This window comes from Streptomyces sp. R818 (assembly GCF_056172735.1).
The window spans coordinates 592,405-613,418 of sequence record NZ_JAOCNE010000006.1; the positions used below are offsets into that span (position 1 = coordinate 592,405).

General features: G+C 71.2%; 16 protein-coding genes and 3 pseudogenes. 12 read left to right on the forward strand and 7 right to left on the reverse strand.

From position 1 onward, the window contains the following. Nucleotides 1-53 precede the first annotated feature (53 nt). Complete coding sequence (locus N5I75_RS19090; protein ID WP_476679071.1) at nt 54-758, reverse strand: bifunctional DNA primase/polymerase; 705 nt, start codon at nt 756-758, stop codon at nt 54-56. A gap of 355 nt (nt 759-1,113) precedes the next feature. Here N5I75_RS19090 and N5I75_RS19095 point away from each other — a divergent pair, with 355 nt between their 5' ends. Both N5I75_RS19095 and N5I75_RS19100 read left to right on the forward strand, forming a co-directional pair. Next, nucleotides 1,114-2,502, forward strand: a complete 1,389-nt coding sequence (locus N5I75_RS19095; protein WP_476679073.1) for a transcriptional regulator — start codon at nt 1,114-1,116, stop codon at nt 2,500-2,502. A 174-nt stretch (nt 2,503-2,676) separates the two neighbouring features. Next, entirely contained in the window at nt 2,677-4,317 is a 1,641-nt protein-coding gene (locus tag N5I75_RS19100) for a hypothetical protein (protein WP_476679075.1), read from the forward strand. Between the two features lie 18 nt (nt 4,318-4,335). On the opposite strand, the pseudogene N5I75_RS19105 reads toward N5I75_RS19100, so the two are convergent. After that, nucleotides 4,336-5,621, reverse strand: a pseudogene (locus N5I75_RS19105) (ABC transporter substrate-binding protein). A gap of 117 nt (nt 5,622-5,738) precedes the next feature. Here N5I75_RS19105 and N5I75_RS19110 point away from each other — a divergent pair. Together N5I75_RS19110 and purU are read left to right on the forward strand one after the other, a co-directional pair. Next, on the forward strand, nt 5,739-6,239 hold the full coding sequence (locus N5I75_RS19110; protein WP_476679077.1) for an SCO4402 family protein: 501 nt from the start codon (nt 5,739-5,741) through the stop codon (nt 6,237-6,239). Between the two features lie 49 nt (nt 6,240-6,288). Then, the gene (gene purU / locus N5I75_RS19115; RefSeq protein WP_476679079.1) at nt 6,289-7,167 is read left to right on the forward strand and encodes a formyltetrahydrofolate deformylase; all 879 of its coding nucleotides are present in this window, start codon (nt 6,289-6,291) and stop codon (nt 7,165-7,167) included. 341 nt (nt 7,168-7,508) lie between these two features. Here purU and N5I75_RS19120 read toward each other — a convergent pair whose 3' ends face one another. Together N5I75_RS19120 and N5I75_RS19125 are read right to left on the reverse strand one after the other, a co-directional pair. Beyond that, on the reverse strand, nt 7,509-8,738 hold the full coding sequence (locus N5I75_RS19120; RefSeq protein WP_476679081.1) for a maleylpyruvate isomerase N-terminal domain-containing protein: 1,230 nt from the start codon (nt 8,736-8,738) through the stop codon (nt 7,509-7,511). Next, complete coding sequence (locus tag N5I75_RS19125) at nt 8,735-9,307, reverse strand: sigma-70 family RNA polymerase sigma factor (protein WP_476679083.1); 573 nt, start codon at nt 9,305-9,307, stop codon at nt 8,735-8,737. Before N5I75_RS19125 ends, N5I75_RS19120 begins: the two co-directional genes overlap by 4 nt. 270 nt (nt 9,308-9,577) lie before the next feature. Here N5I75_RS19125 and N5I75_RS19130 point away from each other — a divergent pair, with 270 nt between their 5' ends. Together N5I75_RS19130 and N5I75_RS19135 are read left to right on the forward strand one after the other, a co-directional pair. Further along, entirely contained in the window at nt 9,578-9,952 is a 375-nt protein-coding gene (locus tag N5I75_RS19130; protein ID WP_476679084.1) for an STAS domain-containing protein, read from the forward strand. A gap of 50 nt (nt 9,953-10,002) precedes the next feature. Further along, nucleotides 10,003-10,539 carry an EF-hand domain-containing protein gene (locus tag N5I75_RS19135; RefSeq protein ID WP_476679086.1) on the forward strand — a complete coding sequence of 179 codons (537 nt, stop codon included), beginning with the start codon at nt 10,003-10,005 and terminating at the stop codon, nt 10,537-10,539. Here the strand turns inward: N5I75_RS19135 and N5I75_RS19140 are convergent. Beyond that, complete coding sequence (locus N5I75_RS19140) at nt 10,523-12,094, reverse strand: class I adenylate-forming enzyme family protein (protein WP_476679088.1); 1,572 nt, start codon at nt 12,092-12,094, stop codon at nt 10,523-10,525. The two genes, N5I75_RS19135 and N5I75_RS19140, sit on opposite strands and share 17 nt — an antisense overlap. A 201-nt stretch (nt 12,095-12,295) precedes the next feature. Between N5I75_RS19140 and N5I75_RS19145 the strand changes: the two genes are divergently transcribed. The 3 genes and pseudogenes from N5I75_RS19145 to N5I75_RS19155 all read left to right on the forward strand — a co-directional run bounded on the left by N5I75_RS19145 (nt 12,296) and on the right by N5I75_RS19155 (nt 15,346). Further along, nucleotides 12,296-13,450, forward strand: coding sequence for an acyl-CoA dehydrogenase family protein (locus tag N5I75_RS19145; RefSeq protein ID WP_476679090.1), 1,155 nt, complete (start codon nt 12,296-12,298; stop codon nt 13,448-13,450). Between the two features lie 46 nt (nt 13,451-13,496). Further along, nucleotides 13,497-14,448 (forward strand): annotated as a pseudogene (locus tag N5I75_RS19150) (acyl-CoA dehydrogenase family protein). Nucleotides 14,449-14,869: 421 nt separating this feature from the next. Continuing rightward, complete coding sequence (locus tag N5I75_RS19155) at nt 14,870-15,346, forward strand: ATP-binding protein (protein WP_476679092.1); 477 nt, start codon at nt 14,870-14,872, stop codon at nt 15,344-15,346. 255 nt (nt 15,347-15,601) lie between these two features. Here N5I75_RS19155 and N5I75_RS19160 read toward each other — a convergent pair whose 3' ends face one another. Further along, complete coding sequence (locus tag N5I75_RS19160) at nt 15,602-16,528, reverse strand: cyclase family protein (protein WP_476679093.1); 927 nt, start codon at nt 16,526-16,528, stop codon at nt 15,602-15,604. A gap of 102 nt (nt 16,529-16,630) precedes the next feature. Here N5I75_RS19160 and N5I75_RS19165 point away from each other — a divergent pair, with 102 nt between their 5' ends. The 3 genes and pseudogenes from N5I75_RS19165 to N5I75_RS19175 all read left to right on the forward strand — a co-directional run bounded on the left by N5I75_RS19165 (nt 16,631) and on the right by N5I75_RS19175 (nt 19,757). Further along, nucleotides 16,631-17,542, forward strand: a complete 912-nt coding sequence (locus N5I75_RS19165) for an SDR family oxidoreductase (RefSeq protein WP_476679095.1) — start codon at nt 16,631-16,633, stop codon at nt 17,540-17,542. A gap of 15 nt (nt 17,543-17,557) precedes the next feature. Further along, a pseudogene (locus N5I75_RS19170) lies at nt 17,558-18,711 on the forward strand (acyl-CoA dehydrogenase family protein). After that, the gene (locus N5I75_RS19175; protein WP_476679097.1) at nt 18,708-19,757 is read left to right on the forward strand and encodes an alcohol dehydrogenase catalytic domain-containing protein; all 1,050 of its coding nucleotides are present in this window, start codon (nt 18,708-18,710) and stop codon (nt 19,755-19,757) included. Before N5I75_RS19170 ends, N5I75_RS19175 begins: the two are co-directional and overlap by 4 nt. A gap of 282 nt (nt 19,758-20,039) precedes the next feature. On the opposite strand, the gene N5I75_RS19180 is transcribed toward N5I75_RS19175, so the two are convergent. Continuing rightward, the gene (locus N5I75_RS19180) at nt 20,040-21,011 is read right to left on the reverse strand and encodes a GlxA family transcriptional regulator (RefSeq protein ID WP_476679099.1); all 972 of its coding nucleotides are present in this window, start codon (nt 21,009-21,011) and stop codon (nt 20,040-20,042) included. Nucleotides 21,012-21,014 lie beyond the last annotated feature (3 nt).

The window sequence follows — 21,014 nt, forward strand, 5'->3', positions numbered from 1 at the left end:
TGCGCACCCTACGCGGACCGCCCCCGTGACCGGGTGCCGAGCACCCGCGATCCTCAGCCGCGTCGTCCCTCGCGCCCGCACGCGTAGGCCAGCGGGGAGATCAGCTCCTCCGCGTCGGGCAGCCAGCGGTTGGCGGCGGTGGGGCGGCAGGCCCACTGGGCGGCGCCCTTGCTGCCGAAGCGGGTCGGGGGCGCCGCCACGTAGCCGCCCTCGCCGAGGGTCGTCAGGTCAAGGGAGGCGGGCGGCCAGCCGAGCTTGCGGACGAGGTCGGGGACCTTGAGGCCGGCGCCGGGCAGGACGAAGAACTGCATACGGCGGTCGGGGGTGCAGGTGACCGGGCCGAGCGTCAGCTCCATCCGCTTCATGCGGGCGAGCGCGAGGAACCCGGCGGTCTCCGGGACGTCGATCGCGTCGAACGTGCGGCCGGTGGGGAGCAGGATCGACGCCCTCGGGGTCTTGGCCCACAGGCGGCGGGCGGCCGTGGCGCTGCCGGTGGCCTGCGCCGCCCAGTCGGGGCGCGCGGGGTGGGAGCCGGGCGCCGGGCAGCGGGCGTCGCCGCACGAGCAGCGCTGCACGCCGTCGTCGAACTCCAGCCAGGTGCCCGGAAACACGTCCCAGTGCCGCTCCTCCGCGTAGCGCACGGCCGTGTCGAGCAGGGAATCCCCGCGCTGTTGCGGGATCTGCCCGGCAGCGGCGGCGGGTGCGGTGACATCTGATGTGCCTGCTGTACCTGCTGTACCTGCGATGGTCTCTTCCACGACGTTCTCAACTCCCGCCGCCCATCCGGGTTACGGGCGTGCGCGAGGGCGGCACGGGAGCATCGTTCCCGCATGTGGGGCGCATGGATGCATGGGTGGGGGCGCGCACGCGAGGCGGCCGCGGGCGGTGGGTAGTGCGGTGGGAGAACAGGTGGAGAGCAGACGGAGAGCAGACGGAGAACGAGGCAGAGACCGTGAGGAGTCCGCCATGAGCGGCGCCGTACCCGAGTTCCAACCGGTGCACGGTTTGGTACCCGTTTGTGGTGCATCTTCCGATTCTCCGCCGGGCAGTGATCCAACGACCGGCTGCCGGAGCAGCCGGATTCCGGGAGACGGGCACAGCAGGGGGTACGCCATGGCCGCACGGCCACTCGTCGCGCGACAGCCCAACGAACGGCTGCAAGCACTCATCCAGGAAGCGGGTTGCTCCAACGCGGGCCTGGCCCGCCGGGTCAACATGTGCGGAGCGGAGCACGGTCTCGATCTGCGGTACGACAAGACGTCGGTGGCCCGGTGGCTGCGCGGGCAGCAGCCGCGCGGCAGGGCGCCGGGCATCATCGCCGAGGCCCTCGGCCGCAAGCTGGGCCGGACCGTGACGATCGACGAGATCGGCATGGCCAACGGCAAGAACCTCGCCTCCGGCGTCGGCCTGCAGTTCTCGCCGACCGTCGTCGGCGCCGTCGAGCAGGTGTGTGAGCTGTGGCGCAGTGACGTGGGACGCAGGGACTTCCTGTCCGGCGCCTCGGTCGCGTCGTCCGCGCTCGTGGAGCCGAGCCGCGACTGGCTGATCTCCGTGCCGGACTCGCAGGTCGCGCGGGCCGCCGGGGCGCGGGTCGGCCCCTCCGACGTGGCGGCGGTACGGGCGATGACGCGCGCGCTCACCGAACTCGACCACCAGTACGGCAGCGGGCACGTCCGCCCGGTGCTCGTGCACTACCTGAACAGTGTCGTGAGCGGGCTGCTCGCCGGGGCCTACCGGGAGTCGGTCGGGCGCGAACTGTTCGGCGCCGTCGCGCGGTTGACGGAGCTGGCCGGGTACATGGCGGTCGACACCGGGCAGCCGGGCCTCGCGCAGCGCTACTACATCCAGGCGCTGCGCCTCGCCCAGGCCGCGGGCGACCGGGGCTACGGCGGGTACGTACTGGCCGCGTCCATGAGCCACTTGGCGGCGCAGCTCGGCAACCCGCGCGAGATCGCACAGCTCGCCCGCGCGGCGCAGGAGGGGGCGCGCGGGCGCGTGACACCGCGTGCGGAGGCGATGTTCCATGCCGCCGAAGCGCGCGGGCACGCCCTTCTCGGGGACGCCCGGTCGGCGCAGTCCGCGGCCGGAGCGGCGGTCGCCGCGATGGAGCGGGCCGACGGCCGGGCGGACTCCGGGGACGACCCGGCGTGGATCAGCCATTTCGACCACGCGTATCTGGCCGACGAACTGGCGCACTGCCACCGCGACTTGGGGCAGCCCGCGGACGCGGCGCGGTGCGCGCAGGAGTCGCTCGACGGGCATCCGGAGTCGCGGGCCAGGCGGCGCGCGATCGGCCTGATCCTGCTCGCCACGGCCCAGGTGCAGCAGCGCGAGGTGGAGCAGGGCTGTGCCACGGGGGTGCGGGCCGTGGAGCTGCTCGGCACGCTGCGGTCCAACCGGGGCGCGGAGTACCTGGAGGACTTCAAGGAACGGCTGGAACCGTTCGGCGAGGAGGCCGTGGTACGGGAGTTCGGGGCGCGGATGGAGCTGCAGGCCGCCTGAAATTCCCGGGGACGTGGCGAGGATCTCGGGGCGCCTGGGTAAACAGCGCTCACCAGGCCTGTTTCGTTACTCCTGGCGCGGGGGAGGCTCCCCGGATTTGAGGTGCGTAGCACGGGCGTCCGGGGACCCGGTAGCGTGAGCCGACGATTCCGACCCCCCTACGTAGGAGTCCCGGTGACGCAGCAGCGCGGACAGGGTGAAGATCCGCATCTTCCCGCGGCACGGCAGGCGCATGAAGGCGTCGTGCTGCCCGCCGACGGCGGTGCGCCCCTGTTGCCGGGCACGTTCGGTGATCAGGCGGGGCCCACGGGCGCGTCCCCGTGGGGCCAGCCGTGGGGGCCCGAGTCGCAGCAGGCGCAGGCGGCCGGGCCGATGCCGACGTACGAGTGGGGCCGGCCGGCCGCGCCGCAATCGCAGCAGCAGCCCCAGGCGCAGCCGCTGCCGCCCGCCGTGCCCGGTGGGTACGACGCGTCGCAGGGCGGGGCGTACGGCGCTCCGTACGGCGGTGCTCCCGGCGGCCCCGGCGGCGTCTCGGACAGCGACGCGACGCAGTACATAGCGCCGATACCCGCGTCATCGGCGATGCCGTCCATACCCCAGCAGCCGCAGGCACAGCACCAGCAGCCGCCGCACCAGCAGCATCAGCAATACCCGCCGCAGCACCAGCCGCACCAGCCGCATCAGTACCAGCAGCAGGCTCAGCAGCCCGCCGCCGCGCCGCTGCCGCCCGAGGCGCCCGCGCCCGACGCCACCCAGTTCCTCGGCCGCGCGGTCAGCCGGCCGATGCCGGGGGCGCTGCCCGACGCGGTGCCGGGCGGCCCGGACAGCGAGGCGACGCAGTACATCCCGCCGGTGCCCGCGCAGCCCTCCTCACCGTCGCAGCCGATGCATCAGGCCCAGCAACACCAGCAGCACCAGCAGCACCAGCAGCCGCAGGGCGCCGGCTACGACCTACGGCCGGGTGAGCCCGGTGAGCGGCAGCCGCCGGCCGAGTTCGACGCCCTCTTCCGTACGGAGCCGGAGAGCGAGGCCGGGGCGACGCAGCAGATGCCGCGTTTCGACCCGCACGCCCAGCAGGCGCCGCAGCAGCAGTACGGCCGGCCCCAGCAGCCCGCGCAGCCCCAGCAGCCGTACGGGCAGCAGCAGGCGTACGAGCCCGAGCCGCCGCGGCGCAAGAGCCGGACCGGTTCGAAGCTGCCGATGATCGCGGCGGTCGGCGTCGGCCTGCTCGTCGTCGGGATCGGCGCGGGCGCCATGCTCAGCGGCGGCGGTGACGACGACAAGAAGGCGGACTCGACCGAGACCGTCTCGAACTCCTCGCCCGCGGCCTCCGCCGCGTCCTCGGCGCCCGCCGCCGACCCGGCCAAGGAGCAGGCCGTCGCCCTCGACAAGCTGCTCGCGGACTCGGGCAACAGCCGCTCGGCCGTCGTCGGGGCCGTCGCCGACATCGGCGCCTGCAAGAAGCTCGGCCCGGCGTCGCAGTCCCTGCGGGACGCCGCGACCCAGCGCAACAACCTGGTGACGCGGCTCAACGGCCTCGCGGTCGACAAGCTCCCGGCCAACGCCGAGCTGAAGCAGGCGCTCACCGCCGCGTGGCAGGCGTCCGCGTCGGCGGACACCCACTACGCGGCGTGGGGCGACCAGGCGGCCGGGAAGAAGGGCTGCCACAAGGGGCACGCCAAGGTGACCGGGGAGCGCCACGCGGGCGACTCCGCCAGCTCGACGGCGTCCACGCAGAAGGCGAAGGCCGCGAAGCTGTGGAACGAGATCGCCGCGAAGTACGGCCTCACGCAGCGGACCGCCGTACAGCTGTGAGCGGGGCGGGCCAGGCGTTCAGGGCGCCTTCGCCAGGATGTCCGTCACGTCGACCAGGCCCTTGCGGGTCGCGACGAGGCGGCCCTGGCGGACCTGCTGGAAGGTGACCCGCGCGTTGACCAGGCGCGGGTAGCCGGCGGCCGCCGACAGGTGGGCGTAGCTCCAGCGCAGCGGCGGGGTGAGGCCGCCCGTCGTGACCTGCCGGCCCTTGTCGAGGGCGATCCGGACGGCGCGCGCGGACACCTCGCCGTCCCCGAGCCCCTCGATGACCTGCTTGAGGACGGTGTACGCGATCCAGGTCGTCTGCACGCCCGCGTCCGCCGGGTCGATCCGGTTGTCGCCGAACGCCTGCTCGTTGACGGCCTTGCGCATCGTGTTCCAGCGCGTGTCGTCGGCCGCCGGGTACCAGCCGGTGACGTACGCGCCCTCGTACGGGCTCTTCGCGCCGCCCGTGCGGTTGATGACGGACTGGTCGATGCTGCCGAGGACCGTCGCCGTACGCACCGCCGGATAGTCCGCGCGCAGCCGCCGGAACGAGTCGAAGAACGTGTCCGTACGGTCCCCGAGCACGGCGGCGACGCAGCCCTCGCCGGTGGGGTCGCCGCTCGTGGTGGTCAGCGCCTCGCGCGCCTTGTCGCCGTAGTCGGTGGCGTCCTCCGGGGCGCGCAGGTCGTGCGCGGCGGGCCGGTCGCCGAGGGCGAGGCCGGTGCTGAGCAGGGCGGCGAGGCCGTCGCCCGTGATGGTGTCGGGGCGGACGAGGACGGTGCGGTCGCAGTCGGCGCGAGCTGTTCGCCGTTGCCCGCGAGCAGGGCCGCCTGGCCGCCGTTGACCGGGTAGGACAGCGGGCTGGTGAACTCCGCGTCGCTGACCCCGTAGCCGCCGATGTACGGGATGCCCGCGGACTCCAGGGGGGAGAGGAACGCGCGGCCGTGCTCGCTGTAGGAGCCGACGACGGCGACGACGTGCTGCTCGACGGCCGAACGGGCGCACTTCGCGGCGGCCACGCTGTCGTTCTCGTCGTTGCAGGTCAGGACCTTTAGCTTGCGGCCGCCGATGCCGCCGTGGGCGTTGACCCAGCGCGCGTACGCCTGCGCCATGGCGGGCATGCCGGGCTTGTTCGTCGCGGGGGTCCGCTCCGGGGCCCAGGTCATCACGGTGATCGTGTCGTCCTCGGCGGACGCGTCGGTCCCGGGGACAAGGCCGCAGCCGGCGACCAGGGCCGCGCCCGCGGCGAGGGCGGTGAGGCGGAGGAGGTTCTTGAGCGTGGCGTGGTGCTTGCGCGGGGTGTGGCGCCGACCGGTCATGCCCCCGCACGATTCCCCCGCATCTTCAACCACCGAGTGACCCGGGGGCAACACATGGTGACGCGCAGGTGAAATACGGGGGCAGATCGGGGCCCGCGCGCATGGGACGTACGATCGATGACCGTGCAAAGCTCGGAGAAGTCTTCCCGTCGTGGCCGTCGCTCGTCGAAAATGGACGGCATGCCACTCAACGACATGCCGTGGTGGCGCTGGCGCAGCAATGTGCGCTCCGCGCTGCACATGCTCTCCGACCCCTCGTTCCAGCGGGATGTCTGGCTGGCGGGCGTCGACGGGTACGGGGACGTCACCGACGCCGTGTACCGCCTCGTCGAGGACACCTGGCTGGACAACTGGTCCGCCGAGAAATACGTCGGCACGATCTTCCGGGACGTGCAGGAGGCAGCCCTCGTCGACACGGCCGTGCTGCGCGTGCTGCGGATCATGCACCAGGTCGGGCCCGACGCGCCCGTCTCCGCCTACCTCGACGACCCCGGCTGGCCGGACGCCGTCCGCTCCGCACGCGACGCGCACGTACGGCTCGCCACGAGCGACGGGGACGACCCGGACGCGGCGCCGCACACCCTCGACGTGCTGCGGATCATGACGCGGGCGGCGTAGGACCTCGCTTGAATGGAGCGAGCGGGAAGTGATGTGCGAACCTTTTCGCATGAACTCGTCCGCGCCTGTCGCCACCGGCCCCGAGCAGTACGTCCTCACCCTCTCCTGCCCCGACAAGCAGGGCATCGTGCACGCCGTGTCGAGCTACCTCTTCATGACCGGCTGCAACATCGAGGACAGCCAGCAGTTCGGTGACCATGACACCGGGCTGTTCTTCATGCGCGTCCACTTCAGCGCGGACGCGCCCGTCACCGTCGACAAGCTGCGGGCCAGCTTCGCCGCGATCGGGGACTCCTTCCGGATGGACTGGCAGATCCACCGTGCCTCCGACCGGATGAAGGTCATCCTCATGGTCAGCAAGTTCGGGCACTGCCTGAACGACCTCCTGTTCCGGGCGCGGATCGGGGCGCTGCCCGTCGACATCGCCGCGGTCGTCTCCAACCACACCGAGTTCCGCGAGCTCGTCGCCTCGTACGACATTCCGTTCCACCACATCCCGGTCACCAAGGACACCAAGCCCGAGGCCGAGCAGCAGGTGCTCGATCTGGTGCGGGAGGAGGGGGTCGAGCTCGTCGTCCTCGCCCGGTACATGCAGGTGCTGTCGGACGATCTGTGCAAGCAGCTCAGCGGGCGGATCATCAACATCCACCACTCGTTCCTGCCGAGCTTCAAGGGGGCGAAGCCCTATCACCAGGCTCATGCGCGGGGGGTGAAGCTGATCGGGGCTACGGCGCACTATGTCACCGCGGATCTCGATGAGGGGCCGATCATCGAGCAGGAGGTCGAGCGGGTGGGGCATGACGTCACGCCGGATCAGCTGGTGGCGATCGGGCGGGACGTCGAGTGCCAGGCGCTGGCGCGGGCCGTCAAGTGGCATGCGGAGCGGCGCATCCTCCTGAACGGGCGCCGCACGGTGGTGTTCGCCTAGGTCCGTTGGCGACCGCGGCGCCGTCGTGGCTGGTCGCGCAGTTCCCTGCGCCCCTGGGGTGCCGGTTTTTCGGGTGCGGCGCCGTCGTGGTTGCTCGCGCCGTTCCCCGCGCCCCTGAGATGCGCACTGCGTGCGCCATCTCAGGGGCCGCGTCGTCCACATGAGCCGCGCGACGGGGGAGGCGCGGCGAAGCCGCAGCCTCCAGGGGCGCGGGGAACTGCGCGACCAGCCACGATGAGAGGCGCGGTCGGGGACGCGGGAAGTCCCTGCGGCGGGGTGCCGGTTGTTCAGGGGTGCGGGGAACTGTGCGGACAGCACAGCGTGCCCGTACCCGGGAAGGGTCAGAGGCGGCTCAGGGACGCCGTCGCCGAGAGGACGTCCCTGATGGCCTGGCGGTCGCCCACCTGGCCCGCCGCCGCCTCGTCCGGCGATACATGCCCCGCGGCGAGGCGGCAGAACTCGACGCCGTCCAGGGCGACATGGGCCACTTCCCGCCCCGGCGCATCCCCGTCGAGGGCGATCAGCCATTCCCCGCCACCCGCACCCTCGATCTCCAGCCGGACATTGCGCCCACCCCCGCCGGAGGCACCTCGCGCGGCCAAAGACCCGGGAAGCATCCGAGCCGCAAGGTCGATCATGCGGTTGAGATGGCGCGGAGCGGGCGGCTCGTACGGGTAGTCGACCGCGTCGGCGATGTCCCCGGCGTGGATCCAGCACTCGAAGGCCCGGTCGATCATGGCGTCGCGCAGGGCGAGGTCGAAGTCGCCGTAGGGGACGGGGAGACCGCCGGAGCCACCCGTGTCGGCCCCGGTGAAGGAGACCGTGCGGATCAGGGCGTGGGACTGGTCCCGCCAGGGCCCGCGGACCGTACGGGTGGGCGGGGCGGAGGCCGCCTTCCAGTGGGCCTCGGTGCGCGCGGCCGGTCCGAGCCCGTCGAGGGACCCGGCGGCGCCCGACGACGGGTCGTCGAGCCCGAGGGCGCGGGAGACCAGGCCGTCGACGCTGGTGAGGTGGGCGATCACCCCGGCGACGGTGGTGCGGCGGCTGACCGGCTCGTCGTGCTCGTACCAGCGCAACCGCACCGGCGCGTGCCACTCGCTGTCCCCGATGTCCTTGAGCAGCGCGTCGAGGCGCGCGGTCTCGGCGTCGTACGGGGTGGCCCAGTCGGGGACCGGGATGCGCGCGGGCCGCCGGCTGAGGCAGCTCTCCAGGACGCGGGAGCGCAGCATCGGGTCGAGGTCGAGGGACTCCTCGGCGTGCAGGAGCCCGACCGCGTCGCGCAGCCGCAGCGCTTCTTCGGCGCAGTCGCCGCACTCGTCCAGGTGGACGTCGACGGCCGCCGCCTCCTCGGGCGAGCAGGCGGCGAGCGCCCACGCGCCGAGCAGGGACTTCAGGACGCGGTGTTCCAGCACGAGGGGTTCCACCGCCGGTAGGTCGGGGAGGGGCCCGCCGTCCTCGACGGAGACGCGCGGGACCGGTATGCGGAGCGCGTCCGCGGCGCCGCCGTGCTGCCCGCGCTCCGGCTCGTCGTCGTAGGGGCCGGGGCGGCCGGGACCGTGCGGCCCGCTCATGCCGGCCTCCCGTACCGGTCGGGCGGCGTACCGCTGTCGTGCGCCGTGGAGAGGAGCTGGAGGCCGAGGCGGAGGCGGCGGCGCGCCTCGTCCTCGGTGACGCCGAGGTCGGCGGCGGTCTGGCGGTAGTCGCGGCGCTGGAAGTAGGCGAGCTCCAGAGCGGCGCGCAGCGGGGCGGGCATCGATGTCACGATGTAGTCGGCGCGGGCCGCGGCGGAGGCCTGGCGGACCTTGCGCTCCAGGTCCTCGGTGGTGCCGAGGCCGGTGCGGACGAGGGCGGCGGACTCGGTCTGGCGGAGCAGCTGGACGGCCTGGTGGTGCGCGAGCGTCGCGATGAAGGAGCGCAGCGGGCCGCGCTTGGGCTCGTACGCCTCGGGGTTCTCCCAGATCCGGGCGAAGACCTCGCGGGTGATCTGGTCGGCCGCGTCCTCGTCCTCCAGGACGCGGTGGGCGAGGCCGTGCACCAGGGACGCGAACCGGTCGTACAGCTCACCGAGCGCGGCGGCCTCGCCGTGCGCCAGGCGCTGCTGCATCCTCCGGTCCCAGCGGGACGGAGTGTCCTTGGGCATGGGGCCCCCTCACCGACCGCCCGTACTCCTGAAATGCTGCCCTGTACGTGGAACTGTCCGACGCTGAACTGCTTGCCTGCATAGTCGAATGTAGTCCGCGGGGCCGACAACGCACGCTCCTTTGCCGCATTGCGGGTCGTGAGACGGTGGTGGGTGATAAAGGGAACCGGCCGCGCCGGGTGTTTCGGCGCGGTGCGGGCCGGGCAGCCGCGCAGTGCAAACGTAATCAGCAGTTCCGGTTCGGTGGTGGTGCGAGAGGAGGCGTGGCGCGTGACGCTCAGGGTGAGCGAGACAGGGCGTGGCGAGTGGGCCGTCGTACGGGTCTCGGGCGAGATGGACCTCGTGACCTCCCCGGCGCTGCGCCAGCGGGTCCACGACGCGGTCGCCGACGGCCGCCGCAGCCTCGTGCTCGACCTCTCCGACGTGCTGTTCTGCGATTCCAGCGGGGTCAGCGTCCTGGTGGCCGCCCGCCGCCTCATGCGCTCCTGCCAGGGCCGCCTGCGCCTGATACTTCCGGCGCAGGGCGCGGTCGACGGCTCGCACGTGAACCGCGTCCTCGGCGCCCTCGGCGTCCGCCGCCTCTTCGAGTGCTACCCGGACGTCACGGCGGCGGTGGACGACGAGGCGGAGCCATTGTCGGCCTGACCCGGCCAGGCGCCCCCGGTCCGACGTACGCTCCCTGGTGGACAGGCCCCATGACCCAGGACCACCGATGTGAGAGGCGGCTCAAGCGCATGGACGAGCGGAGGATCGCGGACCGGTTCGCCGGCTTCGACCAGGACGGCAACGGCTACATCGACCGCGAGGACTTCTACGTAGCGGCGAAGGCGGTGCTCGCCGAGTTCGACACCACGGCCCGCTGCGACAAGGGCCAGGATCTGTTCGCCGGGGCGGAGGCGTTCTGGCAGGGCATGGCCGGGATCGCGGACGTCGACGGGGACCAGCGGGTCACCCGGGGCGAGTTCGTGACCGGCGCCGTGAAGCGGCTGCGGGACAGCCCCGAGCGGTTCGCGGAGATCGCGCGGCCGTTCCTGCGGGCCACCGTCGCGATCGCCGACCCGGAGGGCGCGGGCGTCGGCGCGGACGCGGCGCGGCGCGTGCTGAAGGCCCTCGGCGTCGAGGAGGAGACCGCCGCCACGGCCGTCGCCGCGCTCGACGCGGACGGCGACGGGCGGATCTCCGAGGACGACGTGGTCCAGGGCTTCGCCCGGTACTTCACCGTCCCCGAGTGACCTCCCGGCCCTCCTCGCGCGCGTAGCGCTCCCGCAGCTTGTACTTGAGGACCTTGCGGAGCGTCTCGTTGCGCGGGAGGGCGTCGAGCACCTCCAGTTGTTCGGGCAGCTTGAACGGGGACAGGCCCTGGTCGCGCAGGTACGCCGTGAGCGCGGTCAGCGTCAAGGGTTCGGCGCCCGGCCGGAGTTCGAGGACGGCGCAGACCCGTTCCCCGCGCTCCGCGTCGGGCAGGCCGATCACCGCCGCGTCCTGCACGGCCGGGTGCCGGTGCAGCAGGTCCTCGATCTCCTTCGCGGAGATGTTCTCGCCCTTGCGGATGATGATGTCCTTGGCCCGGCCGGTGAGCACCAGATGGCCGGACGGCAGGACATGGCCCAGGTCGCCGGTGATCAGGAAGCCGTCCGCGTCGAAGGCGTCCGCGTTCTGGCGCGGGTCCAGATAGCCCTGGCAGACCGCCTCCCCGCGCAGCCGCACCGCGCCGTCGATCCCGGCCGGGACCTCCTTGCCGCCCTCGGCCTCGTCGACGATGCGGATCTCCATGCCCTCGGGCGGGCGGCCCTCCGTCGTCGCCAGGTGGTGCGCCGTGTCGTCCGGCGCCCCCATCGTGATCATCGGCACCTCGGTCATGCCGTAGCCGTGTGTCAGCTGGACGCCCATCTCCCGCACCACGGCGTGGTAGATCTCGGGCGGCTTGGGCGCCCCGCCGCCCGCGAGGAGACGCAGCGTCGGGATCAACTTCTCCCCCGGGGTTTTGCGTTGCTCGGCCAGGAACATCGAGTAGAACGCCGTCGAGCCGCCCGCGACCGTGACGCCGTGGCGCCGGTACTCGACCAGCGCCTCCGGCAGCGCGAAGTGCTCGAACATCACCGCCGGGAACCCGTACAGGAGCAGCATCACCGTGTAGTCGGGGCCCGCGATGTGCGCGTACGGGAAGGCCATCGAGCCGACGTCCGCGGCGGACAGGCGCAGCGCGTGCGCGAGGCACGAGCCGCCCGCGATGAGGGAGCGGTCGGTGTGCAGGACGCCCTTGGGGTCCGAGGTGGTGCCCGAGGTCCAGTAGATCCAGCGGACCGTGGTGCCGTCGGAGGGCGGGGCGGGGAGGACGGCGGGGTCGTCCTCGGGCAGGTCCTCGTACGCCTCGAAGACGCCGCGAGCCCCGAGCCGGTGCGCCATCTCCGTGTGGTCGAAGCCGCGCCACACGCCCGGGGTCGCGAAGAAGCCGGCCTCGGACTCCCGTAGCGCGAAGCCGACCTCTCGGTCCCGGTAGAACGGGATGACGGGCGTCTGCACCGCGCCGATGCGGGCGAGGGCGAAGGAGAGCAGGGCCGTCTCGATCCGGGTCGGGAGCTGCCAGGCGACGACCGTGCCGGGGCGTACGCCGAGACGGTACAGCCCCGCCGCCACGCGCTCGGCCCGTTCCCGCAGCTCGCCGAAGGTGAGGGTCCGGTCGCCCTGGAGGAGGACCGGGCGGTCGGGGGTCAGCGCGGCGCGGCGCTCGACCAGCTCCCAGAGGGTGCGGGAGGTGCCGAGGGCGTGTGCGGTGTCTTGTGTCATGGCGGCGACTCCCGGTGCGGACGCGGGCGGGTCCATCGGCTGACTGGTCCATCGGCTGACTGGTCCATTAACTGACTGGTCCACTGGCTGACGGGCCGTCAGAAATTGAGCCGAGCGTAAGACCGCGCTCCTTGTCGGTCCAGGGGTGCGGGGCTAGTCTGCGTCCGTCTGACGGGTCATCAGTTGTGGCGGAGGGGGCCCATGGACCTCACGTACACCGAGGAGGAAGAGGCGTTCCGGGCGCGGCTGCGGGAGTGGCTGCGGGCCGTGCTGCCGGGACTGCCCGCCAAGCCGTCGCCCGGTGACTGGCCCGGACGGCGCGCCTACGACACCGGGTGGCAGCGCCGGCTCCACGACGCCGGGTACGGCGATGTGCACTGGGACGCCTCGCCGACCGTGCGGCTGATCTTCCTGGAGGAGACGGAGAAGGCGGGCGCGCCGTACGTGGGCGCCAACTTCGTCGGCCTCCTGCACGCCGGGCCGACCGTCGCCGCCGAGGGCGCCGAGGCCCAGCGGGCGCGCTGGCTGGCCCCGATCCTGCGCGGCGACGAGGTGTGGTGCCAGGGGTTCAGCGAGCCGGACGCCGGGTCCGATCTCGCCGCCCTGCGGACGCGCGCGGTGCGCGACGGCGACACGTACGTCGTCAACGGGTCCAAGATCTGGACCTCCCACGCCGAGGTCGCCGACTGGTGCGAGCTGCTCGTCCGCACCGACCCGGACGCGCCCAGGCACCGCGGCATCTCCTGGCTGGCCATGCCGATGGACGCGCCCGGGATCACCGTACGGCCGCTGCGCACGCTCGCCGGGTCGACGGAGTTCGCGGAGATGTTCCTCGACGACGTACGGGTGCCGGTCGCCCACCGGGTCGGCGCCGAGAACGACGGGTGGCGCGTCACCATGGTGACCCTGTCGTTCGAGCGCGGGACGGCGTTCGTGGGGGAGGTCGTCGCCTGCCGGCGGGTCCTCGGCGAGCTGGCCCGGCATGCCCGGAAGAGTGGGCGGTGGGACGATGCCGGGCTGCGGCGTGAACTTGCGGTGCTGAACGCTGAGTTCATCGCCCTGTGGCGGCTTACCCAGTGGAACGTGAGCGAGGCGCAGGCCAGTGGGGGTGTGCCGGGCGCCGGCGGGTCCGTCTTCAAGCTGCGGTACTCGCACGCCCGGCAGCGGCTGTACGACGTAGCCGCCCTGGTGCTCGGTCGTGCCGGGGCGCTGGATGCCGGGCAGGAGTGGACGCTCGACCGGCTGTCGTCGCTGTCGTACACCATCGCCGCCGGGACGTCCCAGATCCAGCGGAACATCGTCGCCGAGCGCATCCTCGGGCTACCCAGGGAGGGCAAGGCGGGGGGAGGGGACTGACGTGGATTTCCGGCTGTCGGCCGAACAGGTCGACCTGCGGCGCGGTATGCGGGAGCTGCTCGCCCGGCGGTTCGGGCGGGACGCCTTGCGGAGCGCGGTGGAGCGGCCCGTGCTCGACCGTGCCCTGTGGCGGGAGCTCGGCGCGGCCGGGCTGTTCTCGCTCTGCCTGCCCGAGGCGGAGGGGGCACCGGGCTCGGGCTCCCGGAGGCCGTCGTCGTCTTCGAGGAGTGCGGGCGGGCGCTGCTGCCCGGGCCCGTCGTGGCGACGTTCCTCGCCGCGAGGGAGGTGGCGGGGGCGGCTCGGGGGAGGTGGTCGTGACGGAGGTCAGCGGAGGGCTGGTGCCGTGGTTGGACGCGGCCGACGTTGTGCGGGGGGTTGCCTCGGGGAGGGGGAGGGGCCAGGGGGTTGGTGCGGGGCAGGGGGTCACTTCGGGCAGGGGGCAGAGCGTTGGTGCTGCGGCGACGGGGCAGGGCGCCTCCGCCGTGCCCTTCGACTCCGCCGCGTCCCTCGACTCCGCCGTGCCCTTCGACTCCGTCGATCCGCTCACACCGCTGCACGCCGTGCCGGACCACGCGGGGCCCGGTTCACCCGAGGCGCGGCTCCTGTACGCCGCCGAGCAGCTCGGGTCCGCCGGGCGGAGCCTCGACATGGCCGTGCAACACGCGCGGCGGCGGGTGCAGTTCGGGCGGCCCGTCGGGGCGTTCCAGGCAATAAAACACCTGTGCGCCGACATGCTCGTACGGGTCGAGCTGGCCCGCGTCGCCGTCTACGCCGCCGCCGTCACCCGGGACCCCGTGGAGATCGCCGCCGCCGGGCTGCTCGCCGACGAGGCCGCCGTGCGCGGTGCCCGCGACTGCCTCCAGGTGCACGGCGGCATGGGCTTCACCTGGGAAGCCGACATCCATCTGCATCTGAAGCGGGCCTGGGTGCGCGCCGAGTTGGGCGGCGGTGCGCGGGCCGCCGAGGAGACGCTCGCCGCCGCCCTGTGCACGCCTTGAGGAAGGGTGTACGCACAGTGACCGTGCGTCGATATCGGGTTGTGTCCTTCGGGAGGCTCGTCACGGCGCGGAGTCGGCCGTCGGCTCGGGTACCTTGTGGCAGATGCGAGTGGTGCTGAACCCCGACGACGGTGTCGGCGTCGCCTCAGAGGCGGCTCCGGGACCAGGGATGTGTGCCGCTCGCAGCGCAGGACGGAGCCGCATGCCCGCCTGTTCGACCCCCCGCGAGACGCGTCGCACAGTATGCCGCACGCGTACTCCTTCGCGCTGGAATATGCCCGAAGCGCTTGTTGGGGTGACTGTACGTCAACCATGCTGTGCAGCAACGGGATCACGGACCGTGATCCCTGGCAGTGTCCAGGATGGTCAGTGGCGCGAGGCAGAACTCCAGCGGTCCCGCCGGATTCGGATGGTGTGAGCGGTGCAGGTGCTTCAGGTTCAGTTGGATGTCGGGGCGGACCCCGCGGAAGTGGGACGGGCCCGCAGGTGGGTGCGGTCCCGCCTCGCCGGTTCCGGGATACAGGACGACGAGCCGCTGGCCGAGACGCTGATCCTGCTCGTCTCCGAACTCGTCACCAACGCCGTCGTGCACACCGGCCGGCCCGCCGTCCTGCGCATGGTGCTGCCCGGCGTCCAGGAGCAGTGTCCGGGCACGGTGCGCGTCGAGGTCGCCGACGCCAGCGCCCGGCCGCCCACGCCCCGGCACGCGGACCGCGAGGAGACCAACGGACGGGGGCTCGAACTCGTCGAAGGGCTCGCCGACCGGTGGGGGTGGCGGGCCGAGGGCGGTGGCAAAGCCATCTGGTGCGAGCTCGACCGGTGTGCGGGGGCCGTCGTGGGCGGGGTCGGGGTCGGTGGGGTCGGGGCGTACGGCGGGGCCGCGTTCGAAGCCGTCTGACCGGTCTCCGACGGTCCTGTGGGCTCGGTCTCCCTCGGTCCTGTGTGCGCCGGGTCCGCACCCCGGCCGTGCTTCTGTGCGCGGTCGGAGAATTGGCGCATAAACCGCAAATAACCGGCAAGGTGTTGACGGTCAGTGTCCGTTTGATCACGCTTGTGGTCGGCGATTCGCTGTGAGGGGACGTCGAGGGCCCTTGTGACGGGGGCCCTCGGCGACGTTCGAGTCGCTCGTGCCGTGGAGGTGCTCTGGCCTGGTTCAGAGCACCGCCACCGGGGACACCGGGGTGCCGGTCCCGCCTGTGAAGGGTTCCGGCATCGCCGCCAGGAAGAAGGCGTACCTGTTGTGCTGTCCACAGGCTGTGGACAAGGTTTCCAAGTTCCAGTTCTGGCCCTGCAGCATCCCCATCTCCACCAGGTGCAGCGCGTGCACCGGGAGCCACAGGTTCTCCCTCTCCGGCGGGAAAATCTCGAACGTCAGGGTGTCGTTCGCGACCGCCGCCACGTCGCGGGCGTGGAACCACTCCGGGGTACGCACCGACAGACCCGGTGACGGGTAGGCGTAGCCGTGCTTGTCGCCGGACAGGTACACCTGCATCTGGCCCGTGCGGACCAGCGCGATGTCGCCCGCGCGGACCGACACCCGGCCGAACTCCGCCGCCTCGTCCAGGTCTTCCGGCGTCACCGCGTGGTCGCCCGGCAGGCGGTCCACGCCCTTCGCCGCCGCCACGTCCAGGAGCACGCCGCGCGAGACGACGTACGGGGCCTTGTCGATGCCGGCCCACTCCGCGCCGCCGTGCGCCGTGATCGTGTCCGCCGGGCGGCCGTTGTAGAGGTGGCCCGAGTGCGAGACGTGGGTGAGCGCGTCCCAGTGCGTCGCCGCCTGCAGGCCCATCGTCACGGAGTCGTCGCTGGTCGCCACCGTGTCCGGGCCGAAGATCTGCTGGTTGATCTGCACCATCGTGTGGTGCGGGTTGATTCTTCCCGGGATCAGGCCCGACTGGACTCCGTCCTCCTGGAGTGGGAGGGCCAGGGGGACCCTGTGGCCTGTGCGGATCTCTGCCGCCGCCTTGTGGACCGTCTCGTTCGTGATCAGGTTCAGGGTTCCCGTCTCGTCCTCACTTCCCCAACGGCCCCAGTTGTTCACGCGCTTCGCGATCTCTTGGAACTCGGCGGGCATCGGCATCGACGGCCTCCCGGGTCTTGTGTTCCCGTATCTGACGGGTCGTAGAATCTGGGTCCCCAGAGAATCTAACGGGTCGTCAGAAACTGCGGGAAGGGGACGGACGTGGGGAACTTCCTGGACGGCAAGGTCATCGCCGTGACGGGCGCCGGGCGGGGGATCGGGCGGGCGGTCGCCCTCGCGTGTGCCGCGGAGGGGGCGAAGGTCGTCGTCAACGACTACGGGGTCGGGGTGGATGGTGCCGAGCCCGCCTCCGAAGTGGCCCTCGGAGTCGTCAAGGAGATCGAGGCGGGGGGCGGGGTTGCCGTTGCCGTTGCTGATGACGTTTCCACCATGCGTGGGGGGCAGCGGGTTGTTGACGTGGCTGTGGAGAGGTTCGGGCGGGTTGACGGGGTTGTTTGTGTTGCCGGGATTTTGCGGGAGCGGATGCTTTTCAATATGTCCGAGGAGGAATTTGATTCTGTTGTTGCCACTCATTTGAAAGGGACTTTTACTGTTTTCCGGGCTGCCTCTGCTGTAATGCGCAAGCAGGGTGGGGGTGTGCTGGTGGGGTTCACCAGTGGGAATCATCAGGGGTCTGTCTCGCAGGCCAACTACAGTGCCGCGAAAGGGGGCATTATTTCGTTGGTGCGCAGTGCTGCTCTGGGGTTGCACAAGTATGGGGTGCTTGCCAATGCGGTGGCGCCTGTTGCTCGTACGCGGATGTCCGTGAAGGTTCCTGTGGCGTTGAAGGAGATCGGGGAGCCCGAGGATGTTGCCGCGTTTGTTGTGTATTTGCTCAGTGAACGGGCCCGGGAGGCCGGGATCACCGGGCAGGTGTACACCGTTGCCGGGTCGAAGATTGCCTTGTGGGCTCAGCCTCGGGAAGTGCGGGCCGTTTACGGGGAGGGGCCTTGGACTCCCTCGCGGATCGCCGATGTTCTGCCCTCGGTCGTGGGGAGTGAGCCCATGCCGATGCTTGCCGTTCTGGAGGAGATGGCTCGGGCTGCGCGTGCCGCAGAGCGGCCCAATCAGTGAGGGGTGGGGTGGGTTGTGGAGTTTTGGTTTGGGGATGATGGTTCGGCTTTTCGGGAAGAAGTCAGGGAGTGGCTTGCCTCGCGGGTCGGGCAGTCTCGGTTTGGTGGTCTTGGCGGGCGGCGGGAGTGGGAGCGGGAGCTGGGGCGGGGTGGGTGGATCGGGCTCTCCTGGGGGCGGGGTGGGTTTGGGAATCGGGTTGCTGGTTTGAGTCAGCAGGTTTTATTTGCTGAGGAGTATGCGCGGGCCCGGGCCCCTGGGCGGTGTGGGCATATCGGGGAGAATTTGCTTGCCCCTATTTTGCTTGCCTATGGGAGTGAGGCGCAGCAGCGGCGGTTCTTGCCGGGGATCGCGCGGGGGAGGAGCTCTGGTGTCAGGGGTACAGCGAGCCGGGGGCCGGGTCTGATCTTGCCTCGTTGCGGACCGTGGGGGTGCGGGACGGTGACGGGCGGTGGCGGGTCAGCGGGCAGAAAGTGTGGACCTCGCTTGCGCAGGAAGCCGACTGGTGTTTTGTGCTGGCCCGGACCGAGGCTGGGGCTCGGAGGCATCGGGGGCTTTCTTTTCTGCTTGTGTCCATGGATCAGCCTGGGCTTGTTGAAGTGCGGCCCATTCGGCAGATCACCGGGGGGTGTGAGTTCAATGAGGTGTTTTTTGATGGGGCCGTTGCTGAGGATGTTGTGGGGGAGGTGGGGGGTGGGTGGGGCGTTGCCATGGGGTTGCTCGGTGTTGAGCGGGGGGTTTCTACGCTTGCGCAGCAGATTGGGTTCGAGGAGGAGTTGCGGGGGGTTGTGCGGGTGGCTGTGGAGAGTGGGGCTGTACGGGATTCTGTTGTGCGGGGGGAATGTGTGCGGTTGTGGGCCGAGTTGCGGGTCATGCGGTGGAACTCGTTGCGGGTGCTGGGTGGGCAGGCGGTTGGGGAAAGCTCCAGTGTTGCCAAGCTGCTTTGGGGGCGGTGGCATCAGCGGCTCGGGGAGCTTGCTGTGCGGGTTCAGGGGGCCGCCGGGGGTGTTTCTTCGGTTGCGTGGTCCGCTGAGTCCCCTTATGAGCTGGGGGAGTTGCAGCGGCTTTTTCTGTTCAGCCGCGCCGACACCATTTATGGCGGGTCCGATGAAATTCAGCGCACCATCATCGCCGAGCGGGTGCTCGGTCTGCCCAGGGAGGCGTCGTTGTGAGAGGTGTTCTGTTCGACGGGCGGCGGGTTCGTGTCTGTGATGATCTTGAGGTGCGGGATCCTTCGGGCGGTGAGGTTCTTGTTCGGGTTGTCGCTGCTGGGCTCTGTCACTCCGATGTGAGTGTTGTTGACGGGACCATTCCGTTTCCTCGGCCTGTTGTGCTCGGGCATGAGGGGGCCGGGGTCGTCGAGGGCGTGGGCAGCGGTGTGACGCATGTGGGGGTGGGGGATCACGTCGCCCTTTCCACGCTGGCCAACTGCGGGGTCTGCGCCGAGTGCGATCGGGGGCGGCCCACCATGTGCCGGAAGGCCATCGGGGCGCCGGGGCAGCCGTTCTCGGTCGGTGGGGAGGCCGTGTACCAGTTCGCGTCCAACTCCGCCTTTGCCGAGCGGACTGTGGTCAAGGCCGTGCAGGCCGTCAAGATTCCCAAGGAGATTCCGCTGACCTCCGCCGCGTTGATCGGGTGCGGGGTGCTTACCGGGGTGGGGGCCGTGCTGAATCGGGCGCGGGTTGATCGGGGGGACTCCGTTGTGGTCATCGGGGCCGGGGGTGTGGGGCTCAATGTGCTGCAAGGGGCGCGGATCGCTGGGGCGTTGCGGGTTGTTGCCGTTGACTCCAATCCGGGGAAGGAGGGTGTTGCTCGGCAGTTCGGGGCCACCGAGTTTCTGAGCGATGTGGGGGATGTGCGGGCTCTTCTGCCTGAGGGGGCCGATCACGTTTTTGAGTGCGTGGGGCGCGTTGAGCTGGTGCGGGCCGCCATCGATCTGCTCGATCGGCATGGGCAGGCTGTGTTGCTCGGGATGCCGGCGGCCGATGCGGAGGCGTCTTTTGTGCCTGCCGCGTTGTTCCTCGACAAGTCGGTGCTCGGGTGCCGGTACGGGTCGTCCCGGCCGCAGCGGGATATTCGGCTGTATGCCGAGCTGTATCGGGAAGGGCGGCTGCTGCTCGATGAGTTGGTCAGCCGGGTGTATCCGGTCGAGGAGTTCGAAGTGGCTGTTGCGGATGCTCTGGGTGGGCGGGTTGCTCGGGGGGTTCTTACCTTTTGACGTGCGTGTGCGCGATGAAGGGAGGGTGGCCGTCTGGTGTTTCTTGGCGGCCAACCGTCTTCGTCCGACAGGTGTCGGGGTGGGTACGGGGCCGGTCGGGGCATGTCCGTGCTCGCCATCTTGATGGCATCGCCCCTTGTGATGCGTTTCGTCACCGCGTGAACTGTGCTGCGCGCGGACATGCCCCGACCGGCCCCTCCCGTCTCGCGTCCGGCTGAGCGGCCGGTGGTGCGTGCGCATACGCGCAGGGCTGCTCCCTCCGTTCCGTACACGGCTGAACCCTCAGGTCTCCACTGTTGCCCTGAACGTTCTGCGGTAGGTCGTCGGTGTGACGCCCAGTGCTGTTTGCAGGTGCTGGCGCATTGATTGGGCCGTGCCGAAGCCTGCGTCTCTGGCCACCTGGTCGATGGAGAGGGTTGATGTCTCCAGGAGGTGGCGGGCCCGTTCTATGCGTTGCTGCGTGAGCCACTGGCCGGGGCTGATGCCGGCCTCCTCGCGGAAGCGGCGGGTGAACGTGCGGACCGACATGGCGTCCTGTGCCGCCATGTCGCGCAGTTGGATGGGGGTGTGGAGGTGCGCCAGGGCCCAGGCCCGGGATCTTGTGGTCGTCGCTGTGTGGGGGCTCGGGACCGGGCGCTGGATGAACTGGGCCTGGCCGCCGTCCCTGTGCGGGGGGACCACTGTGCGGCGGGCCACGTCGTTGGCGACGGCCGCGCCGTGGTCGCGGCGCACGATGTGGAGGCACAGGTCGATGCCCGCGGCCACTCCGGCGGAGGTCAGTACGTCCCCGTCGTCGATGAAGAGGACGTCGGGGTCGACCCGGACCGCCGGGAACATGCGCTGGAACGCGGCCGCGTCGGCCCAGTGCGTCGTCGCCGGGCGGTTGTCCAGGTGGCCCGCCGCTGCCAGGACCCAGCTGCCCGTGCAGATCGACACCAGGCGCGTGCCAGGGCGGATGTGGGCCATCGCCCTTTTCAGGTCCGGGGTCAGGCGGCCCTGCTCGTAGACCTCGCCCAGTTCGTAGGAGGCCGGGATGATCACCGTGTCGGCCTCGGCCAGCGCTTCCGGGCCGTGTTCCAGGAGGATCGCGAAATCCGCGTCCGTACGGACCGGGCCCGGCTCCCGGACCGCGCAGGTGATGACGGAGTAGACCGGGTCGTTGTTCTGTGTTCTTGCGCGGCCGAAGATGCGTTGCGGGATGCCCAGTTCGAACGGGATCACCCCGTCCAGGGCCAGGACTACTACGCGATGCATGGC